The 21,299-nt window shown below is 47.9% G+C and carries 20 protein-coding genes; 6 read left to right on the forward strand and 14 right to left on the reverse strand.

The genetic code is table 11. From position 1 onward, the window contains the following. Positions 1–155: 155 nt before the first annotated feature. The 5 genes from codY to ODZ53_RS28075 form a co-directional block, all read right to left on the reverse strand. Positions 156–932, reverse strand: coding sequence for a GTP-sensing pleiotropic transcriptional regulator CodY (gene codY / locus ODZ53_RS28055; RefSeq protein WP_372681592.1), 777 nt, complete (start codon positions 930–932; stop codon positions 156–158). A 196-nt stretch (positions 933–1,128) separates the two neighbouring features. Then, entirely contained in the window at positions 1,129–1,905 is a 777-nt protein-coding gene (locus ODZ53_RS28060; protein WP_188069179.1) for a sporulation protein, read from the reverse strand. A gap of 56 nt (positions 1,906–1,961) precedes the next feature. Further along, entirely contained in the window at positions 1,962–2,507 is a 546-nt protein-coding gene (locus ODZ53_RS28065) for a sporulation membrane protein YtrI (protein ID WP_372681594.1), read from the reverse strand. Then, a complete protein-coding gene (locus ODZ53_RS28070) occupies positions 2,504–2,815 on the reverse strand; it encodes a YtrH family sporulation protein (protein WP_199928109.1) in 312 nt (103 codons plus the stop codon). The genes ODZ53_RS28065 and ODZ53_RS28070 overlap by 4 nt, the downstream gene beginning before the upstream one ends. A gap of 132 nt (positions 2,816–2,947) precedes the next feature. Continuing rightward, positions 2,948–3,172 carry a hypothetical protein gene (locus tag ODZ53_RS28075; protein ID WP_015892387.1) on the reverse strand — a complete coding sequence of 75 codons (225 nt, stop codon included), beginning with the start codon at positions 3,170–3,172 and terminating at the stop codon, positions 2,948–2,950. Positions 3,173–3,498: 326 nt separating this feature from the next. On the opposite strand from ODZ53_RS28075, the gene ODZ53_RS28080 reads away from it, so the two are divergent. Both ODZ53_RS28080 and ODZ53_RS28085 read left to right on the forward strand, forming a co-directional pair. After that, a complete protein-coding gene (locus ODZ53_RS28080) occupies positions 3,499–4,746 on the forward strand; it encodes an MFS transporter (RefSeq protein ID WP_372681596.1) in 1,248 nt (415 codons plus the stop codon). 97 nt (positions 4,747–4,843) lie between these two features. Beyond that, a complete protein-coding gene (locus tag ODZ53_RS28085; protein ID WP_015892390.1) occupies positions 4,844–4,981 on the forward strand; it encodes a hypothetical protein in 138 nt (45 codons plus the stop codon). A gap of 70 nt (positions 4,982–5,051) precedes the next feature. Here the strand turns inward: ODZ53_RS28085 and ODZ53_RS28090 are convergent, their stop codons facing one another. Further along, positions 5,052–5,567 carry a hypothetical protein gene (locus ODZ53_RS28090; RefSeq protein WP_199928110.1) on the reverse strand — a complete coding sequence of 172 codons (516 nt, stop codon included), beginning with the start codon at positions 5,565–5,567 and terminating at the stop codon, positions 5,052–5,054. Between the two features lie 19 nt (positions 5,568–5,586). Next, the gene (locus tag ODZ53_RS28095) at positions 5,587–6,666 is read right to left on the reverse strand and encodes a M42 family metallopeptidase (RefSeq protein ID WP_372681599.1); all 1,080 of its coding nucleotides are present in this window, start codon (positions 6,664–6,666) and stop codon (positions 5,587–5,589) included. A 153-nt stretch (positions 6,667–6,819) separates the two neighbouring features. On the opposite strand from ODZ53_RS28095, the gene ODZ53_RS28100 reads away from it, so the two are divergent. After that, positions 6,820–7,659 (forward strand): GNAT family N-acetyltransferase, encoded by an 840-nt coding sequence (locus ODZ53_RS28100; RefSeq protein ID WP_372681601.1) that lies wholly within the window; start codon positions 6,820–6,822, stop codon positions 7,657–7,659. A gap of 78 nt (positions 7,660–7,737) precedes the next feature. Further along, complete coding sequence (locus tag ODZ53_RS28105; RefSeq protein ID WP_372681603.1) at positions 7,738–9,039, forward strand: BaiN/RdsA family NAD(P)/FAD-dependent oxidoreductase; 1,302 nt, start codon at positions 7,738–7,740, stop codon at positions 9,037–9,039. 237 nt (positions 9,040–9,276) lie between these two features. Here the strand turns inward: ODZ53_RS28105 and ODZ53_RS28110 are convergent, their stop codons facing one another. The 7 genes from ODZ53_RS28110 to ODZ53_RS28140 all read right to left on the reverse strand — a co-directional run bounded on the left by ODZ53_RS28110 (position 9,277) and on the right by ODZ53_RS28140 (position 17,806). Then, positions 9,277–9,477, reverse strand: a complete 201-nt coding sequence (locus ODZ53_RS28110; RefSeq protein WP_016742115.1) for a hypothetical protein — start codon at positions 9,475–9,477, stop codon at positions 9,277–9,279. A 5-nt stretch (positions 9,478–9,482) separates the two neighbouring features. Continuing rightward, entirely contained in the window at positions 9,483–11,939 is a 2,457-nt protein-coding gene (locus tag ODZ53_RS28115) for a septation ring formation regulator EzrA (protein ID WP_372681605.1), read from the reverse strand. Positions 11,940–11,986: 47 nt separating this feature from the next. After that, positions 11,987–12,589, reverse strand: a complete 603-nt coding sequence (refZ, locus tag ODZ53_RS28120) for a forespore capture DNA-binding protein RefZ (protein ID WP_056489372.1) — start codon at positions 12,587–12,589, stop codon at positions 11,987–11,989. A 256-nt stretch (positions 12,590–12,845) separates the two neighbouring features. After that, positions 12,846–13,754: a DUF6612 family protein gene (locus tag ODZ53_RS28125; protein ID WP_372681608.1), complete on the reverse strand. Its 909-nt coding sequence runs from the start codon at positions 13,752–13,754 to the stop codon at positions 12,846–12,848. A 126-nt stretch (positions 13,755–13,880) separates the two neighbouring features. Beyond that, complete coding sequence (locus tag ODZ53_RS28130; protein ID WP_372681610.1) at positions 13,881–14,879, reverse strand: MBL fold metallo-hydrolase; 999 nt, start codon at positions 14,877–14,879, stop codon at positions 13,881–13,883. A gap of 66 nt (positions 14,880–14,945) precedes the next feature. Then, entirely contained in the window at positions 14,946–17,186 is a 2,241-nt protein-coding gene (locus ODZ53_RS28135) for a sensor domain-containing diguanylate cyclase (RefSeq protein ID WP_199928158.1), read from the reverse strand. 38 nt (positions 17,187–17,224) lie between these two features. Continuing rightward, positions 17,225–17,806 (reverse strand): histidine phosphatase family protein, encoded by a 582-nt coding sequence (locus ODZ53_RS28140; protein WP_199928117.1) that lies wholly within the window; start codon positions 17,804–17,806, stop codon positions 17,225–17,227. A 229-nt stretch (positions 17,807–18,035) separates the two neighbouring features. Between ODZ53_RS28140 and ODZ53_RS28145 the strand changes: the two genes are divergently transcribed. Further along, on the forward strand, positions 18,036–20,324 hold the full coding sequence (locus ODZ53_RS28145) for a YcdB/YcdC domain-containing protein (RefSeq protein WP_372681612.1): 2,289 nt from the start codon (positions 18,036–18,038) through the stop codon (positions 20,322–20,324). Positions 20,325–20,616: 292 nt separating this feature from the next. Continuing rightward, on the forward strand, positions 20,617–21,216 hold the full coding sequence (gene rpsD, locus ODZ53_RS28150) for a 30S ribosomal protein S4 (protein WP_015892403.1): 600 nt from the start codon (positions 20,617–20,619) through the stop codon (positions 21,214–21,216). The last annotated feature ends 83 nt before the right edge of the window (positions 21,217–21,299 follow it).

A 21,299-nucleotide genomic window follows, 5' to 3' on the forward strand; every position in this document is an offset into this window, starting at 1 on the left:
TTTTGAAGTTTCAACCTTTGTGGACATTATAAAGGGAAGAAAATCATTTGTTCAATCGCTAAATTATGAACGTTTTATCGCTTCTGCTATACTTGTTGATTCATAAACAAAAGCCCTCCCATTCAGGGAGAGCTTCTCTCGTAGCTCGTGGCAAATTATGAGGTTTTCCATTTCGCCAATTCAGATGGGAATTTGTCATTCAGCACTTTGATATAGGTACCCTTCATTCCTAACGAACGGGATTCCAGCACACCTGCGCTTGCCAGCTTGCGAAGAGCGTTCACGATGACCGAACGTGTCAGACCTGCTTGATCTGCCAGCTGGCTAGCTACTAGCAAGCCTTCACGTGCATCCAATTGCTCCATAATTTTTTCAATCGCGATCTGTTCACTGTAGGACAACGACGAGAGTGCAATTTTGGCAAAGGTTTTGTCACGCACTTCATTTTCAATTTGTTCTGTGCGCTGCCGAACGATTTTCATGCCGATCACAGTAGCACCGATCTCGCCCAAAATCAGATCTTCTGTTTCAAACTGACCGTAAGCACGCAGCAAGACGAGTGTGCCAAGGCGGCTTCCCCCTGCGTTGATAGGAACAATCGTCGTCATCATTTGCGGGAAAATCGAATTCAACTCTTTTGGAACAAGGCTGTACGGGCTGGTCACAGGCTCGTTGGCCAAGGTTTGTGAAGCTTCTAGCAGCTTCTGATTTACACCTTCCTGTAGCTGCGTGGATGAACGCCCTTCTTCTTGCAGGGAAATCTCCTGATTCATTCCACTTCCCAGGATCGAGCCATCTGCGGTAATGATGTAAACATTTGCAGAAATCACTTCAGATAATAGTCTTGCGAGATCTTGGAAGCCCACTCCGCTGCCACCCATTGTTTTTTGAAGCATCACATTAATTTTTCTCGTTTTTTCTAACAAATTCATAATAATATCCTCCTCTGGATTCTTCATGCTCACAGTATTGTCAGAAAAATCCAGCCCTATACATCCAAATCAAAAAATTAAAAAGAAGGTTGTGTACAGGAATTTGGGTAGAGAGAAAAGCGAGAAGACCTTCATAAAGAAAAAAGGCTGACAGAGTGGTTATTTTCACCCCGTCAGGCCTTTTTGGTATCATTCTCTAGCGAAGCTGCTTCTTAATGAGCGCTTCAATCGCTTCGGCAATGACATGCGTATGTCTGTTCATGTCTGCATTCGTTAAGCGGAAACGAACATAGCGTTCATCAAGGTTAAACGCTTCTTCAAGTGCCCCCATAAAGCCGCGCGCACGTTTGTCCAGTTCCAATAAAACTTCCAATTCGCCATCGCGAAGGTAGAAGACTACCTCGAGCTCCTCCAATCGACTGCGGTATGGCCCTGTCGGACGGAATTCAAATTCCTGTACAAACGGATGATTGCGGCCAAGGTGGCGATTGTATTCGCAGTCAACCTTGTACAGCTGGAATCCGATCTGTTGAACAGCATCCAACACTTTGGTCATTAACGGATGTGGGCGAACCTCGATGAAATCGGAATCACCTGGGTCGATCGCATTTTTAATATCGAGACCTGTCCGCAAGTAAACGGGTTGACGCCCCATTGTCAATGGCGTCTCATACGGCAATTGAAAAGCAAATGGCAGAACGGCTTCCTCTTTCGGTTTCAATTGTACCCGCTCAGACAGACGGTATTTGACAAGTGTGCATTCTTCCTTGGTCTTAGAGTCGTTGATTTCTTTTTCATAGTGTGTGACGACATACATGTAGATTTCGTCGATTTCCTGGGCGACATCTCCTCCCTTGATATGGACCTCACCTCTAACCATATCTCCGGGAATGAGTGAATCCTGCTCAAGACGCGCATCTACTTGCGCAGAGCCAATACCTACACTAGCCAATAATTTTTTGAACATGGACATACGTTCGCCTCTCCTTTATACCGACCCAGACCTACATGATCTGGCTATCAGATATTCTATATTGAAATATACGGTGGAAGAAATAGAAAGTTTCGCGCAATCTTTTGCCAAACATCATCCGGTATAACGTCCGCTGTCACGAACACATGCAACGTTCTACTAATCACAACTGTTTTGATTCGTACCTCCACTGTTGTTCGATCAGACAAAATATATTCGCGGCGCCGCAGCATTTCATGCAAGACCTGATGGACCTCGGCAACCTGCTCAACCTTCTTCCCTTTTAACGAAGCGAGATCCTTTTCCACGCGATCAACTACTTGTACCACAATGGTGGCATGAAGCGGCTGCTTCTGATCTGCAGTGAGTACAGAGGCGCGTACGTCTTCGATGACAGTCTCTTGCTTTTTGCGATAGACCCGCTGATTTTGCTTCAGCTCCAGATTTTCCTCGTACAGTTTTTTGTTTTGCAGCTCCAAGCTTTTTTTGATCAGCATCATCTGCTCCATTTCGCGTCCGTATGTAAATAAAATCAAGGTTCCGCCCAACACGCACCCCATGAGCAAAAGCGCGAGGTAACGCTTCCAAAGAATCACTTTCATGAGCGCACCTGTACCAGCCAATGCACACAAATCGTTCCGATATGGGCACCCAAGAATGCGACGACGATCATCACGAGCTGTTTGAAGACAGGTGTCAAATTTCCCATCAGTATTTTTTCAATCTGCAAAAACGAATCAAACGTTCCGCCCAATGCCCCAACCAATCCCCATATTTTGAGCTGGTCAGCCAATTGGGCCATCGATAACAGCGGAGGCTTCTCTGTGAGAAAAGCGCCTACCCCACCTGAGAAAGCGCCGCCGACCACAATGCCATAAGCCACGAAAAACGTCAAAATGACTTGTGCCATGTTGTGCTTCATCCTTTCTTCGAACAAGCAGTATATGCTTATCCCTACGCTCGTCATCCCGGTTTTATAACAGAACCCGCCAGCGTTTCAAATAAAAAGCGGCATGCTAGATTGGGCAGCATGCCGGGTCGATCAGCGTTGGTTCCTTCTCCATTTCTTCAGTTTCTTTTCAATGCGCGGCGAGTTCATGATCATAAGATCCGTAAACAAGTTGACCATTTTCGGATTGCGCAGCATCTGGTTAAAAACCTCTGGATTTTGCTTGAACCATTGCTCGTTGGCACGAATCCATTTCTTGAAAGCATCGTTTGTTTTGTAATAGTGATTCAATTGCCGAACCGGTCGATATCCACTCATCTTAATCTATCCCTTCGTCAAAAAATATAACGAGGAGAAAAACGATCACGATGATCCAGATGATCACTTCGAAACCTTCCTCGTTGAAGAAACCAAATCCTCTCACGTCAGATCCCCCCTTCATCCTGCCGCGCTCCTCGCACCATTCCATACCGCCCATGGTACCTTTCCCTATAGGTATATGTGGTTCCACGCTTGTTGGATTGGACACTTGCCTGCCTTCATATTGATTTTGTGTGCTGGCCTACTTTGTTGTGAAAAACGACGCATAGGGACACTCCTTTTCCACTCATACTAGAGAGGAATGACTCAAAGAGGAGACGAACATGACAGCCTCTACTGGATCTCTGTTACGCAACAAGCCTTACCTGCTGTTACTGCTAGTCGTCTTTTTCATGCACATGGCCTCTTACCTGGTCATTCCCGTCTTCCCAGTCTTTTTGCAAAAGGTACGGGTTCTTTCACTCTCTCAAGTCGGCATCATTTTGGCAGCGGGAAGCATCACATACCAAATCGGAAGCTTGGCAGGCGGCTTGATGTCAGATCGCTGGGGCAAACGTACCATTCTAGCCTTGGGGGCATTCCTTCAAGGATGTGCCATGGCAGGCTATCACTTCAGCCATTCCTATGGTTTCTTCTTGTTATTCTCCTCGGTCAACGGCTTGGGTCTTGGTCTGCTCGCTCCTACCATAAAAGCCATGATCGCGGATGAAGTGGATGAGGGCCAAAGAACGGCTGCCTTCTCATGGAGAGGGATACTCGCTCACAGCGGGATTATTGTCGCAGGCTTGATCATTACATGGATGACTGCGGGTGGGAAACAGCCGTTTCTCGTAGCTACCTTTGTGTACGGAGCACTTGCTGTTTTTTCTCGCTTCATCCTTCCCGATGATCGCTGTGTGGGAACTGATTGTAAGCAAACGCCGCTCAAGGAGTATCGTCACATCTTGACCCATCGCAGCTTTCTGCTTTTTTCCGCGATCTCGCTCTTAATCTGGGCGATCTACGCTCAATTCGCCATGATCCTGCCGCTGCGGGGAGAGCATGTCCTGCATTCCGCTACGATGATTGGCCTCATTTGGACGATCAACTCGCTCAGTGTCGTGGTCTTGCAAGGGCTGATCTCACGTTTTGTACTACAGCGCATCAATCCGTACTTGTCTGTCACAATGGGAACGATCTTGTTGGGTGCAGGGCTAACGCTCATGGGATGGGCAAACCACTTCCTCACACTGTCCGGGGCTGCGATTCTATTCATTTTGGGTGAGATGCTGTTTATGCCCATGCTGGACAGTCTCGTCACTCATTTCGCAAAAGAAGAATGGCTGGGGGCGTACTTTGGCTTTTCCAATTTCGTATCTGGTCTTGGGACGGCTCTTGGGACAGGATTGGGTGGAGCAATGGTTGAAAAGCTTGGGGGAGTCGGCAGCATCTATCCGTGGATTGGCTACGGAGTGATTACACTGTTTTTGGCGGCGATTCTTGGTCTGTTTGCCCTATACGCCATCCCTCGCCACAAAAATGCTGATCTTGACTCCCCCACAAAAACTCGCAAAGAGGAAGGGGCCACATGAACGCAGAGGAACACGCACAGCATCAACAAGAAAAGCAGATGGAAGTGCTTAGGCGAGTGCGCCTTGGCAGCCATGACTCTGAGAAAGGGGTAGTTACATGACTAAGCAAAACAAGAATTCCTCCCTACAGCAAAATCAACCAGACGAACGCAATCGCCAGCCCAAAAACGTTCAAAACGATGCACCAGGCTATGGAGACAAAAAATTGGAGGGACCCAATCGTCCTTCCACCTAACCCTTAGGCGATCAATAAAAAAGTCATTTTGCGCCTTCATCCAAGGGCAAAATGACTTTTTTCATTTCCTTTACGAAATCGATACGAGCTTGTATGGCAAGGAGAATTCTTCCAATCCCTCCAAAAATACTTGGCGAGACTTTTCATCAGGCGCAATCAGTTGGAGATAGCGTGTGAAATAAAACACGATGCGATCTTCTTTGCCCTCTTGTAAGCGATAGTGTGACAGCTGTGCGATGTCCGTCAGGTTGTAGAAGTATTCATAGTGCTCCTTTGTAAAAGGCGCATGAAAGATCCGGCTGACCACTACACCATTGCTCAGATTTTCCCGCATGTTCTCTTTTGTTGCCCCGAGAAAACGAAGCAGCTCACCGGCACGCTTCGCCCCGACCTTTTCCACCAGGATGCTGTCGTTGTACTCCACTTCCAGATCGGTCAATTTGTTGGAAACGGCTGCAAGCATCGCCATCAACACCTTGCGCACTGCCAGATTCTCCGTAGCAAATTGATTGTCAAACACATTAAATTCAAACGACGTCGCTTCGCCCTGACGCCGTGTATACAATATGATCGCGTTCAAAAGCATTCCTCCGCTTTCTACTCACTTATCTAGGCAAAATAGCTTCCCACGTCGCACGGTCCAGCTTGCGAATGACACGGAACAAGAGACGCTTAGCTGCCTCGTAATCCTCTCGGTCAATGATCGAAGCATGGCTGTGAATGTAACGGGAAGGAATTCCAATGACGGCAGACGGTACTCCCTTGCCATGGTACTGAACGACACCTGCATCCGTCCCGCCTTTTGCCACATAAATCTGGTACGGAATGTTCTCCTCTTCGCACGTGGAGATAAGAAGCTCACGCAATCCTACCGGCATGACGTACATCGGATCGTAGATGCGCATCAGCAGACCACCGCCGAGCTTGCCGCCATCATCTTTTACCCCTGGTATGTCTGTGGCTGGACTCGCATCCAATGCCAGGAACAAATCCGGATCAATGGACGCAGCGGCAGTTTTCGCGCCACGCTGCCCGGACAACTCTTCCTGTACAGTAGCCCCGACGTAGACGACATTCGGATGATTTGGGTTTTCATGCAGCTCTTTTGCGAGCTCCACTGCCAAACTGCAACCATAGCGATTATCCCATGCTTTCGCCATGATACGGCGCGGATTGGCCATGACCTGCAACGGGCAAACCGGTACGATTTGCTGGCCAGCCCGTATCCCTACCTGTTCTGCTTCCTCACGTGAATCCACGCCGATATCAATGTACATGTTGCGCACATCCATCGGGCGATTACGCTGATCGTCGCTCAAGACATGCGGTGGAATCGAGCTGATTACGCCTTCAACTGGGCCGTTGTCCGTTATAATTTGTACACGTTGCGCGAGCAGAACCTGCCCCCACCAGCCTCCCAGCGTCTGAAATGAAATAAATCCTTTATCAGAAATTCGGGTGACCATGAAGCCGACTTCGTCCATGTGACCCGCTACCATAATTTTAGGACCGTTCTCGTCACCACGCATAACGCCAAAAATACTGCCCAAATTGTCGTACATGAGTTCACTCGTATAGCTGCTTATGTATTCCCGCATAATCTCGCGTACCGGACCTTCGAAGCCAGGCGCTCCTGGTGCCTGCGTCAAACGGTTCCACAGTTCAGCTTGAAATTTATTTTCCATCGCCAAAAATCCTCCCCGACCCTAGTTTCATGCTTGTTACCCTTCCCTATTATCCGCGAGAGAGAATTCAGACGCAACTACCTCCAAGCAGGAATGCAAGATCTTGTCCCGAATGAAGAAAAAACACGAATTGTTTTGAGGGGGAAAAAGCAGATGACAATCACGTTACGAAAGTTGTCCGAATTCAGTGAAATTGAGCAATTAGAAGGAATGGAAGGAAAAATATGGGACCCTTCTAGTGCTATTCCTCACCATATGACACTCACCATGCAAAAGTTTGGCGGTCTGTTTTTAGGGGCATTCGATGGCGAGGAAATGATCGGCTTCTTGTACAGCTTCCCGGGCTTCACCAATGGAGAACCCCATCTTTGTTCGCACATGCTCGGCTTTTTGCCAGAGTATCGCAAGCAGGGGCTGGGCGTACAAATGAAATGGCTGCAAAAAGAAGAAGCGGCGGCTGCGGGCTATTCCAAAATCACATGGACCTACGATCCGCTAGAGACTGTAAACGGTGTTCTCAACATCGCCAAGCTGGGAGGTATCGTTCGAACGTATTTGCCAAACTGCTACGGACAGCTTGATGACGACTTCAATCGAGGACTGCCGACAGACCGTTTCCTCGTGGAATGGATGATCGGAAGCGATCGTGTGGAATCGCGTCAGGCAGGGAACAACCCTACTCCCTCTCTTGAACATGCACCAGACCTGTTGCGTCTAGAAATCAAGGATGGTATTCCACATCCTATCGAAATTGATTTGTCACGCGAAGAGCCTATTGTGCAGCTGCCTGTCCCTGCCTTCTTCCAGGATGTTAAACGAGCTGATATGACCGTCGCTTCCATGTGGCGAGAGATGACGCGCGAATTGTTCACGGCCTATTTTGCCAAAGGATATGTCGTGACGAATATCCTCCGTGATCAATCCACCGTTCGTTACGTCTTAGAAAAGCAGCCGTTGACTGATATTTTAGGTGCCTCGTCCTCTCTATCCTAGCTAGAATGGCGCGCCGGGTGGGTAGGTTGTGGTAAAATGGTGTTTGCCCAACCTTATACAACAAAGGACGAGAATGAAATGAATCGATCACAATACAAGTATGACGTTATTATCATAGGCGGTGGCCCCTCTGGGCTGATGTCTGCTATTGCTGCTTCTGGCCAAGGAGCAAGAGTTTGCCTCGTGGAAAAAGGCTCGAAGCTCGGACGCAAGCTCATCATTTCGGGCGGCGGTCGTTGCAATGTAACCAATGCCAAGGAACAAGATGAATTAATCAAACAAATGCCGGGAAATGGCCGCTTCATGTACAGTGCTCTCACCCAATTCGGCAACCGAGAGATTATCCAGTTTTTTGAGGAGTTGGGTGTCGCGCTAAAAGAAGAGGATCGGGGCCGTATGTTTCCCGTCACAGATAAAGCAGTGACAGTCGCCCAAGCGTTGATTGATTTGTTGAAGCAAAGAGGTGTCAGCATTCATTTAAACGCCGCTGTAAAGGAAGTTCTCTACTCGGAAGGCAGAGTCGGTGGCATCATGCTCCAGTCTGGTGAGAAAATTACCGCGCCTTGTGTGATTATTGCCGTCGGGGGTTGTTCTGTACCACAGACAGGCTCTACAGGCGATGGCTATGCATGGGCAAAAGCAGCTGGGCACACGATCACAGAGCTGTATCCTACTGAAGTACCGCTTACAGCCAATGACTCTTTTATTCGCGATAAATCGATCCAGGGTCTGTCGCTGCGTGACATCACGATGACGTTGTATGCGCCCAATGGGAAAAAGATCAATACACAGGAAGGCGATATGATTTTCACTCATTTCGGAATATCAGGTCCCGCCTCCCTGCGCATGGGACATTATGTCTCTGTGTCGCAACGAAAATACGGATCCGTTCCTCTATCTCTGACGATCGATCTCATGCCTGACAAAACGGCCGAGGAAATCACAGCGGAAAGCTGGCAGCTGATTGAGGAGCAGCAAAAAAAGGCAGTAAAAAATGCAATCAAAGGCTTCCTCCCCGAACGGATTATTCCACTCTTGCTTTCCTTGGCAGGAATTTCAGATGAAACGACCTACAGCCATATGAAAAAACAAGAGTGGAGCAAGTTCACGAACTTGATCAAAGCTTTTCCACTCACCATTACGGGGACGCTCTCTCTTGAGGAAGCGTTCATTACAGGTGGCGGTGTGAGTGTAAAAGAGATCGATCCACGCTCGATGAGATCCAAGCTCATGGATGGGTTGTATTTCGCTGGAGAGGTCATGGACGTCCACGCCCATACCGGTGGCTACAACATCACCATCGCCTTTTCGTCTGGCTATTCTGCGGGTACGCATAGTGCGCAGGAAGCATTTGAATTTTTTTACGAGAATGACGTTTAGATGATCAGGGAATGGGGAAACTATGAATCAGGTTCTCTTTTCATGAAAAGAGAAATCAGCACATTACTCCCCCCTAGTTGTAATGTGCTGGTTTAACAGACCTTACTCCCTTTATCTTCCTAGATGGGGCATCGCCTGCGTGAGCGATGCTTCTTTTTTTTGCCCAACAAAAAACACCTGCTACCAAAGACGGTACATCCATCTTTTCATAGCAGGTGCTTTATTATTGATGATCGGTTATCCGACAAGGCGGAACAAATACGCAAATCCAGCGAGTAAAAAGCCTAGGCCCAACAGAAAAAACGTGTTGGCACGCTGCTTAACGCGCCTTTCGTCTCCCTGAAAATGAGCGTTCATCCGCGATTGCCAACGTTTTGTCTGCGGCTGTACCATGACGAGAATCCCAACTGCCAGTAAGAAGAGAGGAAAGACCATCATCTGGCTCAACCCTTTTTCTTACGACGGAGAAGCCAGCCGTTATCATCTTCGGCTGGTGCGCCTTCGATTACCAGCCGGGCCTCCTCGGCAAGCTGATAGGCTTCTGCGAAAGCTAGTTGTCGAAATGATATCTCTGCCTTCGTCAACAACTCATTGACCTGACGATTTTGGCGGCGATAACGGTTTGTATACTGGATGGCACCCTCTGCCATCTGGCAAGTTGCGATAATTCGTTCTGCCATTCGCTCTGTTTCGCCGACCAAATCACTCGCGTCCTGGACCAGCATGGCGACCTCTTCCAGATCATAGCGGTACTGTTCCATGATCGTTTGCACGCGGCCCAACGTTTGCACGACTTCTTCAAACATGTATTTCAATTGATCCGGAATGCCTGGCAAGTAGCTACGCTTGATTTGCTGACGAACGCGGACTAATGTGTTAGAAATGCGCTCCAGTTCATCCAGCGCATCGTCTTCCGTTTCGATGACCAAATACGCTTGCTCTTCTTCTTCTGGAATCATCTCTTCCTGTTCAGGCTGATTCTTCGGCATGACCAATTCGTACTCTTCTTCTTCTTCGTACACAGGTTCCTCAGCTTTGACTTCTGGAGCCGGCTTTTTTGCTTTTTTGTTGAATAGCTGAGGAATTGCTTGCAACAACACGGAACGTTCAGCTTCACTCAGCTCTGAGGATCTTCCTCTCACCGCTCGCTCTTCTTCCACTTTCGTCTGCTGGAAAGAAGTTGTCATTCCTGGATTTTCTTCGCTGGCAGAAGGCTCGATCTCGCTAGCTGGAGTCGGCTCCGGTGTACGAATCTCCGGCTCCACAGGCGCGGACGTCGCAGCTACTTGCTGTAGCGAATCATCCTGTTCCATCGCGCCTACTTCTGCACTCTTTTCTTCCTGCACAAAGTCTGGTTCATCTTTAACTTGATTTACTTCTGCTTGCGGTTCCAATTCAACTTCTGCATACACCGTCGCTGCAGCTTCATCACGTGCAAGAACGCCATCCTCTATCGCTTGATACGTCGCATCAATGAGCACTTCGAACGCTTTGACATGGGTCAACACCATTTCCAGGCTGCCCTCTTCCAAAGCGCTCTTCGCGGACATGACCAATTGCTTCGCCTGCAAGAGGGCATTGTCCAAGGAATCCTGTTTTAAATCAAAGCCATCGCGAACGGCCTGCTCAATTCCTTCTTCCAGATGCTTGAATTCTTCTGGCAATTCTTTTTTCACGCGTTGCACAAGCTTTGGAATAAGCTCCATCGCTTGTCCTACCTGCTCCAGTACTTGCTGAGCTTTTTGTGTGGTTTCGTAGGCGGCAATGTCGTCCCCTGCTGCCCGCGCAGTTTTCACGAGTTTTCGCATCGTGTCTACTTCATCCAGCGATGCTTTCAATTCATGGAAAGACAAACCGTACTCCAGACGCAAATCGGACAAACGTCGTTCCATCTGCTCCACTTGCTTTCCGATCTCAGGAACAACAACCTTATTTTCTTGCTTGGTAACTGCCACTTTGGATGTGTCTGTTTTTAGCTCATCCAGCTCATCCTCAATTTTTGTAATGGCCTCTCTCGCCTCATTCAACATGCCAAGTGCCAACGTAAAACGGAAACGATCACAAGCCTCTTCCGCATCGAGAATCATCATTTCCACATCAGGGATGCGAATGCGCAACAGATTTTCTTTTTTGTCTGCCAAGTGGTGGTAACGTACTTCTGTCATGCCGCTGGAACGGCGAAGCGGTTTTTCCACCTCGATGACATTGATCTTCTCAACGAGCTCTTCCTTCCAATCCTCTACATCATCTACTTGGGCAAAAATAGCACGGCGTCTGATCATCGCGTAAATCAAGCCGATCGATAACCCGGCAAATACCGCACCAACCAGATAAATCCACCATGGAATACCTCCGAGTGCGCTACTGCTTTCGCTCTCTGCCGCCTTACTCGCGTCAGTCGCATTCGGTATGGCTGTTGCTTGCTTGTTTTCTATGCGGCTTAGCTCCCTGTTTACTTCCGCGATTACCGTTTGTATACCGGTCAAATACTGCTTTTGTGTGCGAAATGCGTCATAAAAAGACGCGATCTTTTCATGCAGTAATGTCATCGTCGCACCTTTTTCCTGCAAAGAAGGACCGGCATAAATCCCCAGCTGCTCGGTGTTCATGTCAAGTACGATCATGAGTGCATCATCGGCCAAATTGTAATTGTCAAACAGCTTTTGCGCGTACATATCTGGAGATTCTGCTTCTGGTGCGGTGCTTTCCACTATCACGACTTTGTAGCTGCCCGGTAGGCCGTTCAATGAATTTGCAAAGGCGGTTCTGTCTTCTTTTTTCAAATAGTTGTCAGCGTCCTGAACAATTTCATCTTTTTTATCTGGAAACGGTGTTGCATAAGCTGGATTCGTATATAACAACATGCCTGCCAAACAGAGCATGAATAGTTTTCGTTTCACTTATCATACATCCCCTTACTAGAATCATTCATTGGGAGAGGCCACGCCTAAGCAGGCAGCAAAGAACCTCGCAGATAACACATAATCGAGGTTTGCAGCCATTGGACGAACTCCTCGGAAGATGGCTCCAGATCATAGACCTGGCGAACCATTTGTGGTTGCAAAAATGGATATATCATCTGACTCGTCATAGCCAGTACTGTACGATCAATAGAGACGGGCAAAAACTCACCCGAGACGACACCGCCCTCGATCACACGTGAAAGCCCGTGTTTCCATCGGCTCATATATAGCGTCATCACTTCACGAGCAAGCATGGATTCTACGCTCAGCTCACGGTGAATCAACCGCGTGATAGGCGCATGCTCACATTGAAATTGCAAATATAGCTGCACAACTTGTTCCAATCGTTGATAGGCAGGGATGTTTTCCTGCTCGTTTTCCAGTTCTTCCAAAAGGCGAAACAACGTCTCAAAGTAAGAAGCAATCAGCGTCTCCAGGACTCCTTGCTTCCCTTCAAAGTGATAGGAAATCAGCGCGGAATTTACTTGAGCAACAGAGGCAATTTGTCTTACGGAGGTTCCTTTGTAGCCATGAACATCAAAAAGCTTCGCTGCTGCGGATAAAATACGCATTTTCGTCTGATCCATCAGGCATCTTTCCCATTGTACAGATTATTCGACGAAAAAAGATAGTCTTGTTGTATGTTCGACAATGTTTTCCATGATTCCTTCTCATCATGCTGATTCCATCGAAAAATACCGCTACCGCATAGATTTTCTTCCACATAAGAAGTACGTAAAAAGCATCGAAGACGTTACCTCATTTACTCAATTTTCCCTGACAAAAAAAAGACGCTCCTGTCTTTTTTGCAAGAGGAACGTCTCACTTGATTACTCTTACTCCCTATTTGCTTTTTTCCTCTGGAACTGTGATGGGGGCTACTGTTCCGTATTGCTGCAAATACGTTTCTACTTGCGTATGCTCTTTTACACGCTGATCGTTCAAATCGTACGCAGATCGAATGGACATCGTCATGTTCGTGGGGAGCATCGTTTTTTTGTTGTAGTGAATCGTGTACTCTGCCTCCACTTCCATCTGGTTCACGAGCTCATTTACGTCCACCTTTTTCTTGGACTGAATCGTGGGTCCAGAATGATGGGCAGGCGCCCCTCTCCAATTTCCTTCTGAGAGTGACATCGCTAGCTTTAGCTTCGGTATGTAGGGTTTCTCTCGCCCTGCTATCGATTGGACTTTTGCTCCCGACTTTGTTTGTTCTTGCATTTGAGCAGCAAGCCAGCTTTTTAGTTTGGCAGAATCCAATACAACTCCAAGCGCTTCAAAATCGTCCTTTGGATTCTCATCAGGCAGCATCCGGACGTTTCGTTTCATATCGTCGATTTGCTGAAACGAAGCGACGGGGTTCCAGTTGTTCATTTCTTGATGCAGGGCCGGGCTATCCCCTGAGACATGGTTCCAGCCTTCGCTTTGTCCATCCTTGGTATACAGCTTGTCCCCATGGCTGAGCAAGGATAAGTCGTCCACTCTGTTTTCCTCTGGTACAGAGAGCTTCACGTTCATGTAAACAGCCTCTCCGTCTTTTCTGCCCGAAAAGTTAACCATGTTCGCATTGGCACTGTTCGCCGTCAGCAGCTTGGTTTGCCCGTAGAACGCATACGATTTCTGCGCATCGAACTTGTCCCGGACTTGCTCAAACGTTGTATTCGCATCCTGCTTCACACGCATTTGATTACAGCCACCTACAACAACCGTACACACTAGAGCCATCACGCAAATGGGCCAATACTTCTGCATAGATGCTACCCTCCCTCGGCTACCCTGGTCAGCCTCATGTAGGGGCCCAGGGTAATAGTCCCTTTTAGCGTTTCCGGGGAGGAATAGGCTTATTCTACTTGCAAGCCTCTCTTGCATAATCACGTTTTACAGGTGGTAAAACAAGACTCGATCCTGCTCTCTCACTTCAATCTGATGGAGAATCATCAACAAATCAATATGCCCCAATGTCTCGGATAACGTTAATGGCAATTCTTTTTGGTACAAGCCTGGAAATAAGAGAGCATTCAGTTCAAAAGCTGTCTTTTCGCCATCTGCAAGAAGCCTGCGGAGCGTGTCTGTTCTCTCCCAGTTCTTTTGCAACCGAGCGAGTATGAGCTCTCGATGGTTGTAAACCGGTTCACCGTGTCCACTCAAGACTTGTTTGATCTCCATGTCCGCACACATTTGCAGCGCTGTGCGGTATTGAATCAAAGTCAGTGGTCTTGTACTCGTGCGATTCCGGGGTGGCTCAATAAACGCATTGGATGAAATTCGCTTGATGATATGGTCTCCACCAATCATGACTTGATCCTTTGCCCGATACAACGACAGATGGCTTTGGCTGTGTCCCGGCGTGTACAGTACCTGCCAGTCCTCCAAGTATGGTACCTTTTGCTCATGCTTGAGATGAAAATCAATTTGGCTTGGCGCAGAAAACGTCTTCATCAGCTTGTGGAATTTCGAGATAATGACCATCTTTTTTTCTGGTACACCGCTCTGGATGTACAGCTCTTCGAAAAATTGATCATGAAAAGTCATAAACTGCTCATCCTGCTGTACATAGGGCGTTGCCTGCGGATGGGCAAATGTCTTCGCTCCCGATAATTCGCGTACTTTTTCTAACTGCCCGCAATGATCCACATGATGATGCGTCAGTATGACTTGCTCGATATCCTCCACGCTTACCCCAATTGATTCTAAGCCGTTTGTTAAGGCCGCCCACGCATCATCTGTCGATGGACCCACATCAACTAAGGTCAATCGCTCCCCTTTTAGCAAGTAGACGTTTACTGCCCCTACATCAAAAGGTGTGGGTATCTCCAGACAATAAATATCAGGCGCTACCAGCGTCGCGATCCTTTGCTTGCCATCGTTCGTTGTCATTTTTTATCTACCTCTCAAGTTAATTGCCTTTTTTTCCGAAAAGAGAAAAGAGCCATTGTTTTGGCTCTAGGCGAGAACAACTTGATTCCTACCAGAATTTTTGGCTTCATACAGAGCAATATCTGCTTGATGGAACAGCGCTTCTACACTCAGGTTTACATCCATCTCCCTGCTCCATTTCGCTAGTCCACACGAGATCGTGACCTGTGGAGACGTCTCCTGCTCGACGCATTCCCGTATGCGCTCTGCGACAGAATGCGCGGTGTTTTTGTCCACACGAGGCAAATAAACAGCGAGTTCCTCTCCGCCCCATCTTGCTGCGATATCACTGTCTCGAATGCTATGTCGAATCAGATTGGAGACCTGAATCAGCACCTCGTCCCCTACCTGATGGCCAAATGTATCATTCACGGTTTTAAAATAATCAATATCAATCAAGATCAACGAGCCATAGTTGTCTTTTTGTAAGGATCCTCTTACTCGTTCATTCAAATGTCTTCTCGTGTACAGACCCGTCAAATTATCCGTAATGACCATACGTTCCATTTCATTATGCAGGACGGCGTTGGTCATTGCTAAGCTCGCGTGCTGACCAAATATTTCGAGGAGTTTGTAGTCGTCAAAACTAAAAAAATGATAACGGGAATCTGCGACTAACAGGACTCCACTAATCTCACCCTCGACAACGAGCGGAACCCCCATGAAGGAACAGCACGAAAAGAGCGAAAAAGGGAGCGGTCCTGCCCCTGGCTGAGCCAGCAACAATGCCTGCTTGTTTTGCAAGATTTGCTGAAATGGCTTTTCTTTCGAATCGATAACCTTGCCATTGAACGCTGGTATGGAGGAAGAGAGCACATGGAAGCAATCTTCTCCCGGGGATTTTCGCAAAATGGCACAAAACTCCGCATCAAAGGTAGCCCGCATCATCGTCGTAACAAAATCGAGAATTTCCTTTAAATCAAGACTTCTGTTCAACTGGCGTGCCATCTCATTAATCAAACGCAATTCTCGAATTAAATTGCGCGATTGCTGATAGAGCTGTGCGTTTTCAAACGCAGTGCCAGCCGTATCCGCCAAGATCGAGATGTAGTTCTTTTCATGCTGATTCAAGGTAATTCGTTGATCGGAGGTCACTTGCAAAACTCCGTAGATGCCTTGCTTGCCCAAGAGTGGCGCTGCGATCACCGTCACCTGTTGTTCCCCTTCTCCCACTTCTTCGGCAATGAGACGTCCTTCTAAATAAGCCTTGGTACTGGTAGACGGCTCTACTTCTTGAAAAGAAAGCTGTTTGACCGGGGTGGTTGCATTGGGTTCAACCGTCAGGAAAAGCTCTGCCGACAAGTACGGATAAAGGCTGGGAATGCTCGTCACGATTTCATGCAAAACATCATTTACATCAATCGATGCCTGAATTTTTGACATCAACTGATACAATAAGTCTTTTTTGCTCGCTTCACGACGCAGGTCGTCCGACATGATCGAACGCCAAAGCGCACAGCTTGCCTTCGCGCCTATTTCCTGCAAAAAAGCCACATCCCGTTCGTCGTACACGCAATCCGTCTCTTCGGGCGGCAGATGCAAAAACAATGCGTAGAGCGGAGTTTGATTCAAGGAGACAGGAACGACAACAAGCCTGTGGTCATCCAAAATGGAAGGCATGATTTGCGTCGTACCGAATCTCGAAACCAGTTGGGCGATGTGGGTTTGTCCACCTTCGACCTCCTGCGTTGTTACGCTCTCCTGCGGAATCAACGTGGCATTGTCCGCGAGCTTCACGGCGGAACAATAACCTTTTTGGATAATGTCACTGATCTGACTCGTCAAGCTTTGCAGCAGCTCTTTGGTCGTATCGTGCAGCGTCAAATCCATGACAATTTGGCTTGTTACGTGTTGAATATAAGCATCATATCCCATGCGAATCAACGGCTCTAACCCACGCATGTAGGATGACAAATCGAAATGAATTTGGTCTTGGGGCACTATCATGCCTATGACAGCTCGAACCCTTCCATCTTCTTCACACAAAGGAAAGGCTCCACACACGTTGTTCGTTTCACTGCTCGTTTTGATTACGATCTCTTTGGAGGAAAGTGCCTCTACAATAAAATCAAAGACTTTGCCAATCGATACATCGTGTTGCAGGGTAAGCCCTTGAGAATTCCGAGATGGACCAACCTGCATTTCCATGAAGTTGATTACACGGCCCCCGGAATCTGTCAAGAAAAGGATGCCTGGGCGCTTTTCCGGCCAAGATTGTAAGATAAAATGGGCCGTGTAGGAAAAGACTGTCTCTAACTTCCCCAACATTTTACTTGACACGAGAAACTCCCTCTCTCAGCATTTTCTCAAGCTTTCAAATGGTCTGTATCATTAACGGATAGAAGTTCCCACCTGCGATCTACATACCGAAACATAGTAATACCGGTATTATCGATACGTGTAATCCCCGTTCCTTGTTCTCCTACCGTCACATAATGCAAGAAGCTATTAATGAGACCGCCATGCGAGACAACGACAATCGCCTCACCCGGATGGCTCCCTGCTATTTCTGTCATGGCAGCAACAGCTCGACGCTGCATGTCTTCGAATGTCTCAATTCCACAGGAGGCTTCATCCTGATTCTCAAATCGCTCACGTATTTCTTCATAGGTGAGCCCCTCCCACTCCCCGTAACAGCGCTCCCGCAAAGTTGTCCGCGTAGAAACAGAGGATTGGAAGTTACCAGCAATCTTGGCAGCCGTATCACGCGCGCGACTAAGATCACTCGAATAAAAAGCGTGAATCTTCTCGCCTCGCAACCTGTCTGCTACTTGCTCGGCTTGACGTACCCCGAGCTCGTTTAACGCGATGTCACTGTGGCCTTGTATACGACGAATCTGATTCCACTCCGTCTCTCCATGACGAATGAGATACATGATGGTTTCCAAAACGATTTATCTCCTTACCCTTCTGTATTCTTTGAATAGTATTTCTTATTATATAAGATGCCTGTTCACAATTCTAGATTGATAAAAAAACATTTGGTACAAAATTCCTATATTTCATTTCTTTCTGCAAATACCCAGGACTTTTTTTCGTGGGTTTGAACTGAAACGAACTTTCAATTCCCCTCGTCAGAGGTGATAAGAAGAATATGACATCGTTGGAGGGGTTCCTATGAAACCGTGGATCATTCGATCTAGCTCATTTGTTCTATCTGCCAGTCTTTTGCTGCCTGTCGCACAAGCGCATGCACAATCACCTCATGTGAGTACCAGTAAAATGGCGACTACTGTGGCACAAGCAGACTCTGTGGCACAAGCCAAAGCAAAGCTCTCCAAGGAAGCGGCCTTGGCACTCGCTACAAAAATTGTGCCTAGCGCTGGGATGACGGTGCAAAATGTGTCATTTCGTTCAGCAGATAGCTGGCGCTCATTTCCTGAATGGTCGTTTAGTTGGGTGAAGAAGGATCCAGAAAACGGCAGAGTCCTTCTATCCTATAGCGTCAGCATCCACGCTAATACAGGCGAGCTAACTTCCTACTCACGTCAAGAGCAGGAAGCATCCTCGCTTCCCTATGCAAAGCGAATTTCCTATACGGAGGCGCAAGAGCAGGCGAAGCACTTTTTCGAGAAAAACAATGCAGGAAAAGCAGCGGAAACAAGACTGTATACACGCGATATGCCAGAACCAAAAACTCCGCTGAACTCGGAAGTTTACTATAATTTCCGCTTTGTTCGTGATGTGGACGGCATTCTCTTTCCCGACAACGGCGCGGATATCACCGTAGATGCTTCCGGCAAAGTGATCAACTATTCTCTGTCCTGGAACGACGTGACCTTCGCGGATACGGATACACAAATCTCAGAAGAGGAAGCCGAGAAACTTTTTAAAGAACAAGCGAATCCAAAACCAGTTTACCTGCTGCCGTGGGAGCAGATGGAGACACAAAATAACAAGCCATCTCTCGGGTATACAAATCCCTTCCCATTCTACATTGATGCGGAGACTGGCAAAGCATTGACACAATCGTTGACCCGGTATCAACCAGCGAAAGACCCTGAGCCTGTAAGCAGCAAAGTCCTTCCTGCACGCCGTAGCGGACAACCGCTCTCCCAAGAGGAAGCTGTACAATGGGCATTGAAAGCGTTGAAGCTGTCCAACTACGAGCTTCGTTCTGCCAATTACAATGAAAAAGACTACCGTGGCAATCGTCCTGTCTGGGATCTCGAATTCGGCGAAAAAGGCAACAGCGAAGAAGGGTTTGCGTACGTTTCTGTGGATGCTGTAACAGGGGACATCTACCGGTTGAACAAGGACTTCCGCAACCATAAAGAAAAAACAACCGCTTCTAAAAAACCAGAAATGGAAAAATTCAAGGCAAAGGCGATGGAAACGATACGCGAATTGGCGCCAACCATGGCCCACCAGCTTTACTGGACAGAGCGTTTTGAAGAGGAAGTCAAATACCAACCCGTTGATTCCGAGCGGACGCAGATCCGATTTGAGCGTTTTATCAATGGAATAGCAGCAGCTAGCGGCTCTGCCTTCTTGACGTTTGACACAGAAACGGGCGAGCTAATGAGTTACAGTACTGAATTGGGCAGCGAAACATACCCGACACAAGTTCCCAAGCACCTGCCTGCTGCCGAAGCGAGCGAGAAGTGGTGGACCGAGACAAAAGCGGAGGCAGTATACGCCCTCGTCCCTCTTACTCCTGAGGATGCCAAACGCGTAAAAGAGCAGCCATCCTACACACCGAAACGAACCGCCAAGATCGTTTATCGGGCGACCATTACGCCATTTGAGCAGCCGTATTATCTAGACGCTGTAACAGGCGAGTGGAGCTCCAGCTCTACTGGCAAAACGCTTGTGCTGCATCGTCCCGCTCCTGCCGATTTGAAGGGGCATCCAGCAGAGAAGGAACTCTCGCTGATGTATGAATACGACGCACTAACACTTGAAAACGGTAATATTATGCCGCAAAAACCGATCACACGTGGTGAAATGATTGAGATGCTCATGATCAGTCTCAACCAAGGCAGACACTATCCACAGTACTCTCTGGAACGAAAGGCCACCTACAGCGATGTGGCAAATGGTTCGCGCTTCTTCTCAGCCGTAGAAGGTGCTGTTGATCGCGGACTTCTCGATAAAAATGCTTCCAAGCTGAACCCAAATGAGACGATTACGCGCGAAGAGCTCGCTGATATGATTGTTCGTGCACTCGGTTACAAAAAACTGACGGACTTCCCTGGCATGTTCCAGTCTGAGCTCTCAGACATTGCCAATTCCAAGTACCGCGGTTCGATCGTGATCGCGACTACCCTCGGTATTGTGCCGACCGATAAGCAGAAATTCCAGCCACAAAGCATCGTCCCTCGTGCCGATGCAGCCATTACCTTTACCCGTTTCCTCGAAAAACGGGATTCGCAAGACGGACCGGTTACTTTGTTGCGAAAATAACACCCAAAAAGCGCCATCCATCCCACTTCTTGCGGCGGATGGCGCGCTTCTTTTCCCTTGACTTTACTATATCGCGCCTAGTATTATTGAATGTATGTGTACAGGGTAGCATTGATTGTAGGTAAAAACGGAAGGATGTACCCTCTTAGTTCCCTCCCTTTACAGACTGCGGCTGATCATCTGTGAGGAGCACGATGCGGAAACGCTACCGTCCGAAGTTCGTGTAGATAAAGTAGGAACTAACCTGCCGGAAGTAAACACCTGCGAATCCATATTAAAGGAGAATGAAAACATGTCACGTTACACAGGACCTCGCCACAAACTGGCTCGCCGTCTGGGTATTTCCCTCGATGGTACAGGAAAAGACATCAAACGCAACTTCCCTCCAGGTCAACACGGTCACAACAACCGTCGTAAACTGAGCGAGTACGGAATCCAGTTGCAAGAAAAGCAAAAACTGCGCCACATGTTTGGCCTTAACGAAAAACAATTCCGCCGCACTTTCGACAATGCTAGCAAAATGGCTGGCGTAGTGGGCGAAAACTTCATGAAATTGCTGGAATCCCGTCTGGACAACCTGGTATACCGCATGGGCTTTGCTCCAACTCGCCCAGCTGCTCGTCAGTTGGTAAACCATGGTCACTTCCTGGTAAACGGCAAAAAAGTAAACATCCCATCCTACCGCGTACAACCGGGTGATGTAATCTCCATTCGTGAAAAGTCCCGTGGTCTGCAACTGATCAAGGACGCTCTGGAAGGTCGCACTTTCCTGCCGAATTACGTTACATTCAACGATGCTGCTGCTGAAGGTACCTTCACTCGTCTGCCAGACCGTGAAGAAATGCCAGCTGAAATCAACGAAGTTCTGATCGTTGAGTTCTACAGCCGTTAATCGTCTGAGGATAAAAAGAAAAAGAGTAGTGCCGCTTGTCGGCCTGCTCTTTTTTTATGTATGTGCTTTATGCCACGCTTTCG

The organism is Brevibacillus sp. BD137 (genome assembly GCF_041644655.1).
GTDB lineage: Bacteria > Bacillota > Bacilli > Brevibacillales > Brevibacillaceae > Brevibacillus > Brevibacillus brevis_D.

Excerpts from the sequence above, each read along its gene's own strand:
- ODZ53_RS28065 (WP_372681594.1), bottom strand. The coding sequence starts at position 2,507 with ATGAAAGTGATTCTTTGGAAGCGTTACCTCGCGCTTTTGCTCATGGGG.
- ODZ53_RS28085 (WP_015892390.1), top strand. The coding sequence starts at position 4,844 with ATGACTAAGCAAAACAAGAATTCCTCCCTACAGCAAAATCAACCAGAC.
- ODZ53_RS28130 (WP_372681610.1), bottom strand. The coding sequence starts at position 14,879 with ATGACAACGAACGATGGCAAGCAAAGGATCGCGACGCTGGTAGCGCCT.
- ODZ53_RS28125 (WP_372681608.1), bottom strand. The coding sequence starts at position 13,754 with ATGCAGAAGTATTGGCCCATTTGCGTGATGGCTCTAGTGTGTACGGTT.
- ODZ53_RS28080 (WP_372681596.1), top strand. The coding sequence starts at position 3,499 with ATGACAGCCTCTACTGGATCTCTGTTACGCAACAAGCCTTACCTGCTG.
- ODZ53_RS28100 (WP_372681601.1), top strand. The coding sequence starts at position 6,820 with ATGACAATCACGTTACGAAAGTTGTCCGAATTCAGTGAAATTGAGCAA.
- refZ (WP_056489372.1), bottom strand. The coding sequence starts at position 12,589 with ATGGATCAGACGAAAATGCGTATTTTATCCGCAGCAGCGAAGCTTTTT.
- ODZ53_RS28105 (WP_372681603.1), top strand. The coding sequence starts at position 7,738 with ATGAATCGATCACAATACAAGTATGACGTTATTATCATAGGCGGTGGC.
- ODZ53_RS28145 (WP_372681612.1), top strand. The coding sequence starts at position 18,036 with ATGAAACCGTGGATCATTCGATCTAGCTCATTTGTTCTATCTGCCAGT.
- rpsD (WP_015892403.1), top strand. The coding sequence starts at position 20,617 with ATGTCACGTTACACAGGACCTCGCCACAAACTGGCTCGCCGTCTGGGT.
- ODZ53_RS28110 (WP_016742115.1), bottom strand. The coding sequence starts at position 9,477 with ATGATGGTCTTTCCTCTCTTCTTACTGGCAGTTGGGATTCTCGTCATG.
- codY (WP_372681592.1), bottom strand. The coding sequence starts at position 932 with ATGAATTTGTTAGAAAAAACGAGAAAAATTAATGTGATGCTTCAAAAA.
- ODZ53_RS28070 (WP_199928109.1), bottom strand. The coding sequence starts at position 2,815 with ATGGCACAAGTCATTTTGACGTTTTTCGTGGCTTATGGCATTGTGGTC.
- ODZ53_RS28090 (WP_199928110.1), bottom strand. The coding sequence starts at position 5,567 with ATGCTTTTGAACGCGATCATATTGTATACACGGCGTCAGGGCGAAGCG.
- ODZ53_RS28060 (WP_188069179.1), bottom strand. The coding sequence starts at position 1,905 with ATGTCCATGTTCAAAAAATTATTGGCTAGTGTAGGTATTGGCTCTGCG.
- ODZ53_RS28135 (WP_199928158.1), bottom strand. The coding sequence starts at position 17,186 with ATGTTGGGGAAGTTAGAGACAGTCTTTTCCTACACGGCCCATTTTATC.
- ODZ53_RS28095 (WP_372681599.1), bottom strand. The coding sequence starts at position 6,666 with ATGGAAAATAAATTTCAAGCTGAACTGTGGAACCGTTTGACGCAGGCA.
- ODZ53_RS28075 (WP_015892387.1), bottom strand. The coding sequence starts at position 3,172 with ATGAGTGGATATCGACCGGTTCGGCAATTGAATCACTATTACAAAACA.